The organism is Salmonella enterica subsp. diarizonae (assembly GCF_008692785.1).
GTDB classification, from domain to species: Bacteria; Pseudomonadota; Gammaproteobacteria; order Enterobacterales; family Enterobacteriaceae; genus Salmonella; species Salmonella diarizonae.
Genome location: NZ_VXJV01000004.1, coordinates 358,351 through 372,576, shown reverse-complemented (window position 1 = coordinate 372,576; position 14,226 = coordinate 358,351). Strand labels below are relative to the sequence as shown.

10 protein-coding genes and 2 pseudogenes are annotated in these 14,226 nt (G+C 51.3%); 3 read left to right on the top strand and 9 right to left on the bottom strand.

The window, feature by feature from the left end; genetic code table 11:
* Positions 1–194: 194 nt before the first annotated feature.
* Both F4V72_RS10845 and F4V72_RS10840 read right to left on the bottom strand, forming a co-directional pair.
* Positions 195–1,493 carry a Fic family protein gene (locus F4V72_RS10845; protein ID WP_079796215.1) on the bottom strand — a complete coding sequence of 433 codons (1,299 nt, stop codon included), beginning with the start codon at positions 1,491–1,493 and terminating at the stop codon, positions 195–197.
* Between the two features lie 367 nt (positions 1,494–1,860).
* Positions 1,861–4,197 carry an autotransporter outer membrane beta-barrel domain-containing protein gene (locus F4V72_RS10840; protein WP_232081669.1) on the bottom strand — a complete coding sequence of 779 codons (2,337 nt, stop codon included), beginning with the start codon at positions 4,195–4,197 and terminating at the stop codon, positions 1,861–1,863.
* A 699-nt stretch (positions 4,198–4,896) separates the two neighbouring features.
* Between F4V72_RS10840 and F4V72_RS10830 the strand changes: the two genes are divergently transcribed.
* A complete protein-coding gene (locus F4V72_RS10830) occupies positions 4,897–6,012 on the top strand; it encodes a DUF6883 domain-containing protein (protein WP_070789351.1) in 1,116 nt (371 codons plus the stop codon).
* Between the two features lie 9 nt (positions 6,013–6,021).
* Positions 6,022–6,705 (top strand): YrhA family protein, encoded by a 684-nt coding sequence (locus tag F4V72_RS10825; protein ID WP_053529551.1) that lies wholly within the window; start codon positions 6,022–6,024, stop codon positions 6,703–6,705.
* A 468-nt stretch (positions 6,706–7,173) separates the two neighbouring features.
* On the opposite strand, the gene F4V72_RS10820 is transcribed toward F4V72_RS10825, so the two are convergent.
* The 7 genes and pseudogenes from F4V72_RS10820 to F4V72_RS10795 form a co-directional block, all read right to left on the bottom strand.
* On the bottom strand, positions 7,174–8,310 hold the full coding sequence (locus tag F4V72_RS10820; protein WP_136058509.1) for an STY4528 family pathogenicity island replication protein: 1,137 nt from the start codon (positions 8,308–8,310) through the stop codon (positions 7,174–7,176).
* A gap of 18 nt (positions 8,311–8,328) precedes the next feature.
* Positions 8,329–8,868 (bottom strand): DUF2857 domain-containing protein, encoded by a 540-nt coding sequence (locus F4V72_RS10815; protein ID WP_150342449.1) that lies wholly within the window; start codon positions 8,866–8,868, stop codon positions 8,329–8,331.
* A complete protein-coding gene (locus F4V72_RS10810; protein ID WP_394355425.1) occupies positions 8,852–10,333 on the bottom strand; it encodes a ParB family protein in 1,482 nt (493 codons plus the stop codon). Before F4V72_RS10810 ends, F4V72_RS10815 begins: the two co-directional genes overlap by 17 nt.
* Positions 10,328–11,167: pseudogene (locus F4V72_RS24790) on the bottom strand (DnaB-like helicase N-terminal domain-containing protein); the annotation flags it as partial. The pseudogene F4V72_RS24790 and the gene F4V72_RS10810, both read right to left, overlap by 6 nt.
* Complete coding sequence (locus F4V72_RS10805) at positions 11,160–11,534, bottom strand: hypothetical protein (protein ID WP_136058507.1); 375 nt, start codon at positions 11,532–11,534, stop codon at positions 11,160–11,162. The pseudogene F4V72_RS24790 and the gene F4V72_RS10805, both read right to left, overlap by 8 nt.
* Positions 11,531–12,415, bottom strand: a complete 885-nt coding sequence (locus F4V72_RS10800; RefSeq protein ID WP_114049114.1) for a ParA family protein — start codon at positions 12,413–12,415, stop codon at positions 11,531–11,533. The genes F4V72_RS10805 and F4V72_RS10800 overlap by 4 nt, the downstream gene beginning before the upstream one ends.
* A 127-nt stretch (positions 12,416–12,542) precedes the next feature.
* A pseudogene (locus tag F4V72_RS10795) lies at positions 12,543–13,049 on the bottom strand (transposase); the annotation flags it as partial.
* Between the two features lie 556 nt (positions 13,050–13,605).
* On the opposite strand from F4V72_RS10795, the gene F4V72_RS10790 reads away from it, so the two are divergent.
* Complete coding sequence (locus F4V72_RS10790; RefSeq protein ID WP_023247574.1) at positions 13,606–14,193, top strand: hypothetical protein; 588 nt, start codon at positions 13,606–13,608, stop codon at positions 14,191–14,193.
* Positions 14,194–14,226 lie beyond the last annotated feature (33 nt).

Below are 14,226 nucleotides of genomic sequence, written 5' to 3'. Positions count from 1 at the left end.
ATGGCGTGAGGGGTTGTGAGCAATGGGAAAACGAAAACACAGGCGGGAAGATTGTTTGGTGGAAATTGTGATGCCACTGGCATCACCCTTTAGCCTATCGGTTGCTAGGTATTGATAGACGCTAGCGTGATTTCAGTGGCATTAATCCCCATAACATTATGCTGATTTATCAGAGGCAGTTTTTGTTGCGGGGTTTAGCTCAGATCCTGGGATACCCTATAAACCGTTTTCTGGTCGTTTTCTGATATCTCGGTTAAGAGATTTTCGCGCGCAAGAGTTCGCAGGTCATTACGCGCAGTGTTATCCGATACGCCCAGCATCTCCGCAACACTGGCTGCGGAATATTTCTTACCTGGCTCTGCCAGAATGATGTTGAGTAGCGTAATTTGCCGCCCGCTCAGCCGCGATAAGCTCCCTGATTGATACAAAAAATGGTCAATCCGTGCAGCGCGGGAAACCAGATCGTCTACGTGCTGTAAGAGTCTTGTCATAGCCCGATGAATAATACTGGTCTGATATTCAAGGTAGTACGTCAGATCCATACCATCGGTTTCCGTGTACTGGTAACTGTGAGCGTATTTAGCCGGGGCGGTATGCAGCAGATGGCTGATAGATACGTATTTAAATACGTCATACCCTGATTTCAGCATGTACCAGTAAAACAGCCCACGACTTGTGCGTCCGTTACCGTCTCTGAAAGGGTGTTCGTGGGCGATCATGAAGTGAAGAATACAGGCCTTTACCAGCGGGTGAACGTAGTGTTCGGTGTCGTTCACGAAATCACACACTATTTGCAGACGTTCTGGCAGGTCGGCGGCGGCTGGGGGCTGATGAATAATGTTACCGTCATAGTCGGCGATCACTACATCATCGGTATCACGGAATTCGCCGGGACGGTATTTTTCGTCGTTAATTCCACCCATGCCAACGGCATGGAAGCGGCGAATCAAGTCAGGTGTTAATGGCTCCTGAATAAGTTCCGGTATTTCGGCCATCAACCGCGCATTACCCGCGATCATGTGTTCATCTTCGGTGCGGGGGGCACGGCCACTTTCCAGCATGTTCCGCGCCACAAGCGTGGTTGTGTTAGCCCCTTCCAGTTGCGATGAGGTAATGGGTTCTTCCAGGCTTAATGCCGTTAACTCTTTACCTGCGCCCCTGAGCCTGGTGGTAAGTTCTTTGAGCGCCAGCCTTGTGGCATGTTTATCTACCAGCTCACATACTGACATGATGCCAGGTGTAAGGACAAAACCCGCTTGCTCGCCTGCTTCGTTGCGATAATTGATCCATTGCATGGCTGAGTCACGCGCCCGCCGTGTAAGCGTCCAGGCGATAGAGACATTTTCTCCACGGGCCGTGCGACGGCAAAATTCGTCAAACGGAAGATAGCGGCCTTTATCGTCCGTCACGCGGCTGTAGTGCTGGTGGGCTTCGAGATCCGCCCCGGTGAGTTGGGAATACGGAATAAGTGGCGGTGGTCTTTTGATTGGCATTTTACTATCTCAAAATATCATTGATTTGAGATAGTATAGACTGCTTTGTACAAATATCTCAATGTTTATTGTTTTTGAGATAGATTGCTCTCAGCTAAAACATGACGACTGGCATAACGTTCCAGCTCAGCGTCAGCTCCAGCGCAGAGTGACGGTGTGAGGGGTTGTAAGCAATGGAAAAGCGAGAACTTAGGTGGGAAGATTGTTTGATGGAAATTTTGATGCCACTGGCATCACCCTTTTACCTATCGGTTGGTCGATATCGATAGGCGTATTAATGATGTAAATTGTCATAATGGAGGACTGATTTGTTCCATTAACAGAGCGTATATCAATACTAAAACCTTTTTATGGAACAACGTGGTGTTTATCGCTGAAGCTTTACGGCGTTATTAGAAGCGGTAGCTAAAACCCGCATTCCCGGTCCACGGCGATTCCATCCCATCACCTTTCTCGTATTTATGCTGGCGTAAATACGCGTGTGTTGCGTAAGAGCGGCGCTGATGCCAGCCTGATAATTTCCTCGTGTTCCGGCGATATCGTTATTGAAATTATCATCATTAACCCTGACCGGGTTGTTATGCACAAGCTCATGCTCCATCGCGACCTTCAGCCACGTAATGAACTGCATACCACTGTGAGTAGTAATATTCTGGCGCAGCCGGAACCCGAATTGCCCCAGCGTGGATTTAGCCGTGCCGGGATGTGCCTGCATACCGTTCGATAGCCAGTAATTATCGCTTTGCGAAATGAAGCCAGTAAAACCGGCAAAGGGGGAAAGGGTGGTCCTGGCGAATCTGGCGTCATACCCGGCAATCAGATTGCCACCCAGGCCGGGAATTGTATAACTGCCGTCGGCATGGCCGCCGGAACTCATGCGAGCATTAAGATGCTGGTTAAACAGATTGCCTTTCAGTATTCCGTCCAGCCAGAAACGACTTTGATCATAATAGCTGGCGTATAACGCGGCGCTGTAGCTGTCTACTGAGCCGTCGCTGTTGTTGGCGAGATCAAGATCGGAACGACTGTAGCCGCCTGCAATACCGAGTGTAAGCAGGCCAGTCTGGCGAGGAAGACTTCTGTCATAGCCCATCATCAGCCCACCGAGCCGCTGGCGATAAGCTGCATTGCCTGTGCGGTTAACGTCAAAGCGATTACTCAGCGCCTGCACCCATAGCTCTCCCTGATGCGGACGGGAACGAGTAACGTCCAGGCGGGTTTGCAGCGCACTGCTTTCGGCCTGAAAAATGGTGGGAGTGACATTTGCCATCGCCAGAACGGCTTCAGTTGATGGCGTGGGAGTTGCCTGCGGCGTCAGCGACCAGTTGCCCTGACCGTCGGGAGTGAGGCCATATTCCCAGGTGCCGATGTCTACCTGCTGGTTTGGGTTCAACAGCGTAAACTGCGCGTCTCCACCTCCGGTTTGTACGACCTGTAGCGACTGTGGATCAGCGGGGGATTCGCCTGTGTCATTAATCCAGATCCCAAAATCGCCGTTGGCTTCCCCGGAGATGTTAATCATATCGCCCTGTTGCGCGCTGATATCAGTATTCATCCAGAAATTGCCGCTACCAGAGAGCATCTCCATATTCAGTGTGGCGAAGGAGGTTGGGTCAAATAGCACCGTACCGCCATCCATCTCCAGACCAGTAATCTGATAATGATGCGGGCCAACATTACTGCCGTTTTGCAGGGAAAGTACGCCATCCAGCGCTAAGGTCAGGTCGGAAGTTTTTGTACCTTCGTTAAGTACCAGTTCGCCACTGCTACCCGCTGAACCGGTGCCTGTCAGGGTTGCCTGGCTACTGACATCCATCATCCCATAGAGCCAGAAGCTATCCAGAGCACCATCATTTATTTGGGCGCTGCCGCCCTGTGCTACGGTGAGCTGGTGGGAGAGACCATAACCGCCCAGCGCGTATTGTCCACCGGACTGTACCGTGGTGTTTTCATCGAGTCCGCCCTGATTTTGCATCGTGCCATAAACAGCCGTGTCATCAGCGGTGCCGCGATACCAGGCAGAAGGCTGAGTGTCGGTGACGACATTGTGGTGCCATGTACCGGTGACGATTAATGTGCCGCCATCGTCTACCCGACTACCCTCGCTTGTCCCGCCGTTGCTGACCTGCTGAATACCGCCGTTTTGTATAACGGCATTACGGGAAATAGCGGTGTTGCGGATTTCATAAGGGTAATTCCAGCCGGTATCCAGTTCGCCGCCTGCTTCAATAACCGTATTTGTGTCGATGCCATATCGATTAATGACCAGGCCGCCAGCTCCAACGGTGGTATTAGCAATCTGGCCGCCTTGTTCTGAATTTTCAACGCCATTATTTCCCGCGTTAACGTAAACCTGCCCGCCACTATCCACATAGGTATTTTCAGCATAACCGTTCACCTGTAGAACTCCACCGGCGGTTATCTGCGTGTCATAAGCGCTGCCGCCCGGTTCCAGAAACAGCTCACCGTGATCGGTAACAGTGATGTGATTGGTTTGCCCGCCATCGCCAACGTAGCTATAGGTGTAGGGGCCAGTGATGGTGGAGTCAGTCAGCGTGCCATAAACGTGCTGATTACCCTTTGAGCCATCAACAACATCGCCAGAAACGGTATTTCCGGCGTTAATTTGGGTGTGGTAATCCGTTCTGGTAGATAACGAGATAAACGGTAGCGTCAGTGTTATCAGGTAAGGCGCGATTTTCATTGGGATCTCCCTGTAGCGATTGTGCTGAAGTCTGGGGAAATCCAGAAAGGGCGAACAGGTTGTTTTGTATATGGGGCTGGGAAGTTTTAGCTGAATGTGGTGCAGCATTGATGCCAGTGGCATCACTCTATTGCCTATTGCCTATTGCCTATTGATTAGTGGCGAATTGATAGGTGTTTATGTGATACCACTGGCATCAAAGCGTATTTTGCTGTTTATCTCTACACAAAGGACACATAAAAGTGTCTTTTGTGTAGAGATAAACAAATTCCCTTATTTGTCACTCTTAGCCTAAACGTCTGGCGTTAGAATTAATTCACACCATTTTTTCAAGTTTTTCGCGCGAAAAACCTGAAATGGGGGGAGTTAAGAGGCTAGGTTTAATTATTTCCCTGTTGCAGTTCGGTGAATGGGTTGGGGGCATTAGCTGAAGTCGTCTTTTCACAGCCTGTAGGGTGTATTATTTAAAAACAGCTTATAGGCTGTAGAATTATCTAAGAAGCGGTTCATATGTCTGCATTGGAACTATTGAAATAACGAATATCCCAGCATCAGGCTAACAACCAGCCTGCTTTTGTCTTGCGTCCATGCGGTTCCAATCATCGGTAATGAGCTGTCATATTTTCAGAGATTTCATTGGTTGATTATTAATCTGCCGGGGCGGAAAATCCCTCTAAAATGGAAGGATAAGGATTCCACATGTTTCGACTCTACCGGTCATATGATTTAACACGGCAATTAGACCCTGAAGATTTTCAATACATTCTCACGCCAGCAGGCTCGCTGAGAGAGGCGTGTATACATTACGATCTATCTTATGAAGCGAACGGTCACAGTCTCACTTTTGGCCTTCCCAAAGAAAAATACAGCATATCCCCACATCAACGACCGTATGAGCGTAGGCATCGCAGCTACGCAGATCCCATATATGATGAGGTAGAGCACGAGCTGCAAATTGGTTGGCTTGTTGGTGTGGATACATCCAGGCGTTGGAGCAGCGACAGGAATCCATTTTATATCGACGACAACGGCGATCTGATTTTTACCCCTACAGCCTCATCGTGGCATGCATGGTATAAGGACGAAATAGCGAGTGCCTACCAGCACGCAATTGCCGATCGGCAAGGCAGGAAGCCTGCCCCCACTCAACGTATACATCACGATTATTACGGGCCAACAACTGCACCATCGGAGAAAACACTAAACAGTAAAGCTGTTGGCCGACTGCTGGCCGCTAGCGGTGTGTATAACGGTAATATTGAAGGGTTTCATGAAACCGCGCAGCAGCTTGGTGGGGATGCTCCAGCGGGTTACGATCAAGTCATGAATAACAAAGGTCTAATCATTGCGGGTGCCTCCGTTGCGGCAGGATTGACAATGGGCAGGTTAAACCCTCTCAGCGAACTAGATGAAATATCGAGTCTCAGTAAAATACCAACTTTTGAAAGCCCATATGTAAAAGGTTTTACATCTGAGAGCGGTACGTTAGTGAACGCCGAACACGCCGTTATCGACCCGAAAAAACTCGCGGCTTATGCTTTAGATTCAACACATCCTACAGGGGGGCACAAAGCCCGGGTGTTTGAGTCAGCACTGGGATACAACCCAACTAATGCGGATGTTTTAGCAGCAAGAATTCAGGAAGGCGTATTATCGGCCCCAGCAAAAGTGTTGCAGGCAAATAATTATGGTCAAACAATGGCTGTCGATATGCCCATTTTAGGCGTCAACGGTGAAACAGCAATCGTGCGTACAGGCTGGATGTATGAAACAGACGCGTTAGTTCCTCGCCTGACAACCATATTCGTTAAATGAGAAAATAAAATGAAAAGAGCCGAATTAGACGTTGTGGTTTTGGGCGAGAATTTACCGAATGAAGGACTGGTAAAAGGGACTGTTGGTACGATTGTTATGGTTTTCGATACCCCGACACTAGGCTATCTTGTCGAGTTTTGCGACGAGGAAGGAAGAACAATAGCAATGCCTGCTTTGCTACCTGCTCAGCTAAAGAGTTATTTCACTCCAGGCATCCTTAAAACACTGCTGGTTGACAATAATTACCCGGTAGCCAACCCAGTAGATCCAGATGTAATGGCAGACTTGATGCGCAAAGCAGCCCCTGCTGAGTGGGATGCTCAGAAGAGAAAGGTTTTTGAGGATATTCAGCGCCTGATGATTCACCGGCTGGACTACTCTGATATGTTTGAAATCATGGATGGGCTTGAGTACAACGGCTTGACTCTGTACAGCTTGGTGCAGGCGGAGAACGATGAGCCAGTATGGTCGAATATCTACATCCGCAACGTTGAAACACGCGACAACGATATCTATGTCGATCCGAACCTCTCTGACAAGGTACTGATTGGTGAAGATGGCATGTCCGTGTTTGCCTACAGTTTCACAGATGACCGTTTTGAGATCCGCGATAAAGCATCTACGGATTATGTTATTGAGTCACATACCAACTTCAACGCATTGTTGTCCGCGCTGATTGATACGGTGAGCTGAAAATACTGCACTTTGGCGTGACGCCTTAATGCTGCTATGGTTCGCCATCCCATCCAGGCTGGGGAACCGTTTTTATGAAGTGGCATCATCGTGGTTTCCATATCGATGTCGTGTACCTGGATAGTTTAAATTATTTCGTTTTTAGGTACTAAAAGTACCTGTATTGTCATTTTTTTAAACTATGCAGTTGAAAAGCATGAAGGCATCGGCTTTTACAGCTTGTAGGGTGTAATGTCTAAAAACAGCCTACAAGCTGTAAAAACATCAAAAATGGAGTACTGCTTATCCATTAATTCATACTGACAACTCTAGGCATCCCAAATTAAGCATCTGGAAATATGTCGATAAAATGCATTTTTTTAAACATATAGCCAAAATATGTTTATGCCATCGACATGTTCCGACCATATGTCGATAAAAACAGTTTTTATAAACATATGAGCAGGAATCGATAAAGCCGTCACAACATCAGCCGCTCCCCAGACACTGCGCCCGAATTTCCGCAACCAACTTACTGATATCCCGTTTTTTACGCGGCTCAGCCGGTATTTCCGGCTCTGAAACCACAGGCGGTACAAACTCCGGCACTGCTGCTTTGCCGCGCCGATACTGATTAAACTCACCGTCCTGCGCCTTGCGCAGCGTCGCCAGCAGATAGGCGAGCAGCGGGTTTTGTATGCCGCCACGGGCAACGCGCTGGGCTGCATCATCGAGTACGTCCTGGCGCAACGGAGGCGGCAGATTCTGCATGGCCTGTAACACAAGCTGTTTTTCGGAACGGGTTAACGGAATTTCCGGCGGCCAGTTCGGAGGTGAGTCGTTCGCGCGCGCGGTAGTACTATTACAAAGATCTGTAGGTACAGTACGTACAGAAGCCGGGTCCTGATTTGAGACTACGCCGTCAGGCCCCGGTTTCCGGCTTAGTCCCGATTCAGTACCAGGTGAAATTTTGCCTGGTACCGTATTGAGACCGGACGTTTCTCGCTTAGTCTCCTCAGGAGACTGGCGCTGCTGCCAGCGGGCGCGTTCTTCCAGCAGTTCTATACGCGAGGATAGATAGCGCAGACTGGTGTCCTGGCGAATGTCGTACAAAATGCCTTGCGCAGTAGCGCGAATGGCTTTGTTTTCATGTCGTGAGCACTGTTCCAGCAGATGAAGATAGCTGGCATCGAAACGCACGGCATCCAGCACGCTCAACGGTTCATCATGCAGCGCATAGACATTCCCGAGGATACGCCCGGATACCCGATCCCGCGCCTTATGGCACAGGCTGAGCCAGCGCGTCAGGCGCAGCATCAACAATGCCCGGCTGACGGTACTGCGCGAGGCTTTTTCATCCTGCGGACGGTTCGAGAGCTGCACCTGTAATTCGCTGTAAGAGGGGAACACCGCGCCGCCGTTGTCCTGCGCCTGCATCCGGATCACCTGCCAGGCGAATTTGTCTCTGGGTGATAACAGCGGATCCTGCAACAGGCGACGCGGAACCGTGTCATGCTGATTGCCCATAAACAGCAGGCTATCGGAAGCGGTTTCCGGATCCTTCTGCATCCGTTGCTGGAGTTTGTCGCCGGTCATAGTGATCAGCACCTGGATATACGGTGTCATGATCTTCCCCTCGGTCACTCAGCTTTTTCCCCACTGCCGGATCAGATTCCAGACCACGGTCAGCGAGAGCGAACGTTCCTGTGCCAGCAGCATCATGGCTTCCAGTGCAGGGATGGAGTTGATGTTATCGACTTTTATCTCCTGCCAGCGGTTCCAGATGGCGGCCTCTTCCTCTTCGCCGGGAACCTGGTTGCGCCCCTGACGAACGTGGATCCCCATCAGCCGACGGCGGGCGCTGATTTCAGCGGTCGATATCCCGAAGTAGTGGCTGATTAATGCTATTGAGCCGCCAAGCTGCACCGCCTGGCCGACCAGTTGCTGGAATTTCTGTTCCTGACGCACCTGAACCAGCATCTTGCGCAGTACATCGTGGTTGATGGTGATTTTCAGGAACTGCGCCGAGGTGTTGCCCAGGTGCATTAACTCCTCAAAGGTCAGGGCGTTTAATTCGTTCAGCTCTTCGCGGTCAAAGCCCAGCGCTTCGCAATAGCGCACATTGCCGTCCTTCAGGGCTTGTATCACCTGTGACAAAACGGCCTGATTAATCGTCGGCAGCATGTTGTGCCTCCTGCTGTAATTCTTTGATCCGGCGGACAATACGGATCAGCCGGAATGCTTTAATAAGGAATTCATCGCTGAAGAAGAAGCCGTCTGCATCACGTTGTAAAAAGAGCCCTGGCGTCAGTGCAGAGGCCAGATCTTCCGACAGCGGGATCCCGTTGAGTGCCGCCAGCAGCGCCCAGCAGGCGCGGGACTGTGGCCGGGTGAACATGGGATGATCTGATGCAAATGGCATCATCCGGAAACCAATGCCATTTTTGTTAGCATCCGAAATTACCCGGTCGTCGATGGCGTAATGCTCCGCCAAATCCCACGCCAGGCGATCGCTGGCCGATCGTAAGGATTCCGTGGTATCCCACAGTTGTGGGATGCGCCAGATATCCGTAACGGGTTCGGTCCCTTCACACAATAGCGATGTTGCTTCTTCTGGCTCAGGCAGAGGGGCTGGCGTACCAACGTCTTCTTCCTCTGTTTCAGGTTTACGCCTGCGCGTTACCGGGCGTGGTTCGGGTTCTTCTGGTGGAATATAGGGCGGCGGTTCCGGCGTGGGGCCGAGCACGGCCTGGCGTTTTTGCTCAGAGGGATCGACGTCCAGCAACAGCAGGTTGTAATCAACGTTCAGCTCCTGACTCATCAGCCCCAGCAGCTCATCCTGTACGCGTTCTATAAAGAAGTCTTCAGGCTGATCGTTGAACAGAGACAGCGCAGAGGAAAAGAGACTCTCAAAGGAACCTGTATCCCCGGTAGCATGGCGTTGCCAGATTTGCAGCGCCGCTGCCCGCAGGGACAGCAGTTTTTCCACCTGCGGACGGCCCATTCCGGCGTACAGCACTTCAGGAATGCAGGGCAGCAGATACTCCAGCGTCTGCTCCATCCGGCTGATATGCGACTGGTGGATCGGGTAGCCGTCGTTTCTCAGGTGCTCTGCCAGTTCCCGCTGCGAGAGCTGGCAGAGCACCTGCTGGTACAGCTCCCGTGCTTTATTGATCCCCAGCGCTCGCTCGATAAAGCTGAGTTTGCCGTGCAGATCGTTCTCCGCCAGATGGCCGATCAGGCAACGTAGTTCGCCCAGCACTGGCTGTTCGGACGTCCCGCCCCACGGTTTGAACAGGCAATGAATGCGCCAGAACCGTTTATCGTGCGTTTCGCGCCACAGCTCATTAAGGATCGACAAGCGCGTATTGCCGCCGTTGGCGATGATGTAGTAGTCCTGATCGGGCCGACGGGTGATCGGCGGCGGCGTGTCCAGCCCACGCTGGCGGATCGAGGCTTTGATATCGTCATAATAGGGGTTACGCATCAGCCGGGGATTGAGATCGTAGGGGCGAAGCTGTTCCAGCGTCACGACCATTGCGGTTTCCATCAGCGGTTCGGCAAAGCGATCGTCAGGTGAGCGTTCCCGTTCAAAATTACCCTGCAGCAGGCGATCTTTCCATTCTGTCGTTAGAACGTTGGCGCTAATGCCGATCTGCTGCCAGTCATCATCGCTCAGATCGCCGCTACGTAGCCGGGCTTGCGAGACGCGTCCGAGCAGCGAAACCAGCCGGAGCAACAGTTGTTCTGCCGACATTTCCATGCTGTAGATTTGCACCGGCTGCGCGGGGAGCAGCATCAGCGCGTTGACGCACAGCGTCAGGGCGAAGGCGGTTTTGCCGACGGAGGGGCGAGCGGCGGCGATAATCAGATCGGCAGGCTGGAAACCGCAGGTCAGCGCATCGAGCTGTTCCAGCCCGGACGGCGTGCCGCTGAGGCTACCGCGTTCAGCCTCATAGCGTTGAGCGATACCTGCCAGCACGCTGTCAAAGCAGGCGCTGATATCGGTCAGGCCGCCGTCCTGATGCGACTGGGCAATGGCAAACAGCTTTTGCTCGGCAAAGGCCAGTACATCGGCCACATTGTTGCGCGGCTGGCCTGCCATATCGCTCAGTTCATTTCCTAATAACAGAAGCTGGCGCAGTTCACCGTAGCTGGCAATGTATTGCGCGTAGGGAATGATATTGGCGGCGCTGGGCGTGTTTTTTGACAGCTCAGCCAGATAGGCGAAGCCGCCCACCTGTTCGAGCCGTTCCTGCTGTTCCAGCGATTCGCTCAGGGTGATCAGGTCGATAGGGTTTCCCTGCTCGATCAGGGCCTGCATATGGCTATAGATGGTACGGTGCGCTGAGATAAAGAAGTCCTGCGCGGAAATCTGCGTGGCGACGTCATCCCAGCGATTGTTATCCAGCATCAGGCCGCCGAGCACCGATTGTTCCGCTTCGACGGAGTGGGGAGGTTGTGGCCGTTTGCGCTTAGTCATCGCGATTTCCCTCCTGACAGGCCACAAAGGCTTCCCACTGTCGGGTTTGCTGATGCGGTGGCAGCAGCAATAGCGGTAAATCGCTGGAGTAGAGCGGTTTATTGCGGGACCAGCCGATTTCAAACAGCGGCCAGTCTCTTGGGGCAGTCTCCGAGCCGGAGTTATCACGCAGCTCGTCTTCATCCTCCAGGTTGTAGCAGTCCACTTTTTCCGGTGGAATATGCCAGAGTAGCGACATTAACACCGGCAGGGTTTCCCGCGCCTCTTCACGGTCGGCGGCTTCAAAGTACACGAGTACTTCATCATCTTTCTCAAAGGGGCGTTGGGCGTAATAAGAGCAAAATGCCCGCCAGATTTTCCGTTTCATGCGATGCCCTCCCTATTCAGGGATGGCAGAGAAATAAACTGCGGGAACAGTTCCTCGGCCAGCGAGCGCATAGTTTCGGCAGCACAGGGGGTTGTGCGTCCTTTCGGTCTGGCGGCATCCAGCCGATGCACCGGCATTCCCAGCGACGCCGCCCGGCGGTAAGCCACGCTGGCGTAAACCGGGGTCGTCAGGATATCGGTAGGAACCAGCAGTTCCTGCTCCTGTTGTTTATGCTGCAATACCTGGAGCAGGTTGTGGTGGATCTCCCGGGCGTCGTTGGTGTGGTCGAGTTTATTAATCACGGCCTTTAGCGGTGGTAATGGGATGCCGTAGCGGGTAAAGGGCTGGAGATCCTGATACATTTGTAGCGTACCGCGCAGGAACTCGCGTGCGGAGAGCATTTCCGGCAGCACCGGAGAGACCACCAGATCGCTTGCCAGCAGGACCATTTCCAACGCGATGGTGCGTGCGCCGATGGTATCGATCAGGATGATGTCGTAGCCGGGGATCTGGCGTACCAGATGGCGCAGACGGATCACGCCGTCCGGCGCGGCCTGAAGCAGGCTCATCAGCTCGCCGCGCGGATCGTTGGAGATAATGATATCCAGGCCGGGAATGGCGGTGTGCGAGATGATCATCACGGGATCCAGCTCATTATGCGCGATAAGCTCGTAGATCCCGCCGGGAGCTTCGTAGTCGAGAGGGTAGTAGCTGCTGAGGGTTGGCTGACGGATATCGGCGTCAATCATCAGGACTTTCAGCCCCTGATCGGCAAGCCAGCCGCCAAGATTGGCGGTATCCGTGGTTTTTGCTACGCCGCCTTTGGTGGAAAGAATTGCAGCGACGAGCGTGGATAAAACAGGGGGATTTGCGTGTTTCATAACCAGTGCCTTTCTTGTTGAAAAAGGCCTTAATGAAAAACGCTGACTTATGAATTAGTTATCTTATCTGCTTGTTTTTGATTCAAAATCAACCGTAGAAATACGTGCCGGTTCGAGTCCGGCCTTCTTTGTTTATCACACTGCTATTCTGACGAACTTTAACAACAATACAGTCCATATAAACAATGAGATACAGCGCATCCAGTTGCCGATTTTGCCATTCAGTAACCTGCTCTTTTACGGCATCGGTGACTTTAGATATCAGCGTAGGTGATACATCTGCGTCGTACATTTCTTTGAGGGTGGTGACGATTTCGCGGGTAGTCATGCCTTTGGCGTAGAGGGATAAAATCTGGCTATCCATCTGCGTGATACGCGTCTGGTGCTTCTTAATCAGCTGTGGTTCGAAGGTGTTTTCACGATCGCGCGGCGTATTCAGTTCTATCTCGCCGTCATCGCACAGCAACGTTTTTGATAAATAGCCATTGCGGGTGTTTGAGCCTGTTTTGGGCGCATTTTTCTCATGCCCGAGATGGTCAGTCAATTCCGCATTGAGTGCCGCTTCGACGGTTAATTCCGTCAGCATACGGAAAAACTGATTGAGGTCGGCTTCGGTTTTAAGGCCTTTAGCCAGTTAAGCAGCGAGCGCTTTGAGTCTCTTTTCGTCCATAATTTGCCGGTCTCCGTTGTTGGAGTGAACATATCAAAAACAGGCAATTACACAATTTTAATCACAGCCTCCATCGTGCGGATATTGATAAAATTTTCTACTACAGTTAAATATGATTTACATCACAGTTCCTTTCAAATAATTAAGACTAGACTATAAGTCTCCTGCCTTAATAGATATCTGTATGAAAAGGAATTTATATGAAAATGCTATTGCTAAGCGAGCTACGTCCTGCAGACGTATTGCTTTTCTCGCCTGAAAAAAAAGTTTTATTTCATGGGCCATCACTTTCTTAACCGATGCTCCTGTCAGCCATGCTGCACTTTATTTTAATGAGGCACCCCCCACTATTATTGAAGAAACGCCGCCGCAGGTTTCTGAAAGCTCAGCACAAAAACGTTTTCATGGCCGCACCATCTATGTTTATCGCCATACCAGCACCTCGCCGCTTAATCCGGTTATTAATGCCGCCAGACGACACCTGAATAATCAGGAGCCTTACGATCACGCCGGGCTCTATATGGTTGGCCTGCTGCTGATGTATAAGAAATTCTCCATTAGCAGCCAGAAACAACAGGTGATAATCCGAATTCTGAAAAAGCTCACGGCAACCATTACCCACTACATTCAACAGCATCAGACACCGGGTAAACACCCGATGGTGTGCTCGCAGTTCGTCGCCCAATGCTTTGACGACGCGGGTAGCCCATTCCGCCTGCAGTTCCGCCAGACCTCTCTGACAGACTCCGCGTTTGGCGAAACGTTGTTAGATAAAGCAACTAGTTGGATGAAGCAGCATCAGCCGGTTTTCTCCGAATACGATACGGCAAGCGCGCCGGAAACCGCCAGCGATGAAGCGCTGTGCGAAGCATTGCACGATGCCTTTTTGGATAATACAAATCAACCAGCCCCTTCGATGACCGAGGCACTGGCAGAATCTATTTATCAGTTTGCCGAAGCCCATGCTGCACTGATAAATATTGATACCGCAGAAAAAAATTATCACCCGCTGACTGCTCTGCAGGCGAATAATAATATGTTTGTATCTCCGGGTGATTTAATGCGTGCTTACAGTAACTTAGTCCCGGTTGGAATTGTCATCATTTAATTATTATTGGATACCTCTCGTGTTTGTAGATAC

Bases quoted from the DNA above. Each gene is read 5' to 3' on its own strand.
- F4V72_RS10840 (WP_232081669.1), bottom strand. From the start codon at position 4,197: ATGAAAATCGCGCCTTACCTGATAACACTGACGCTACCGTTTATCTCG.
- F4V72_RS10845 (WP_079796215.1), bottom strand. From the start codon at position 1,493: ATGCCAATCAAAAGACCACCGCCACTTATTCCGTATTCCCAACTCACC.
- F4V72_RS10820 (WP_136058509.1), bottom strand. From the start codon at position 8,310: ATGACACCGTATATCCAGGTGCTGATCACTATGACCGGCGACAAACTC.
- F4V72_RS10790 (WP_023247574.1), top strand. From the start codon at position 13,606: ATGGTTGGCCTGCTGCTGATGTATAAGAAATTCTCCATTAGCAGCCAG.
- F4V72_RS10825 (WP_053529551.1), top strand. From the start codon at position 6,022: ATGAAAAGAGCCGAATTAGACGTTGTGGTTTTGGGCGAGAATTTACCG.
- F4V72_RS10805 (WP_136058507.1), bottom strand. From the start codon at position 11,534: ATGAAACGGAAAATCTGGCGGGCATTTTGCTCTTATTACGCCCAACGC.
- F4V72_RS10800 (WP_114049114.1), bottom strand. From the start codon at position 12,415: ATGAAACACGCAAATCCCCCTGTTTTATCCACGCTCGTCGCTGCAATT.
- F4V72_RS10830 (WP_070789351.1), top strand. From the start codon at position 4,897: ATGTTTCGACTCTACCGGTCATATGATTTAACACGGCAATTAGACCCT.
- F4V72_RS10815 (WP_150342449.1), bottom strand. From the start codon at position 8,868: ATGCTGCCGACGATTAATCAGGCCGTTTTGTCACAGGTGATACAAGCC.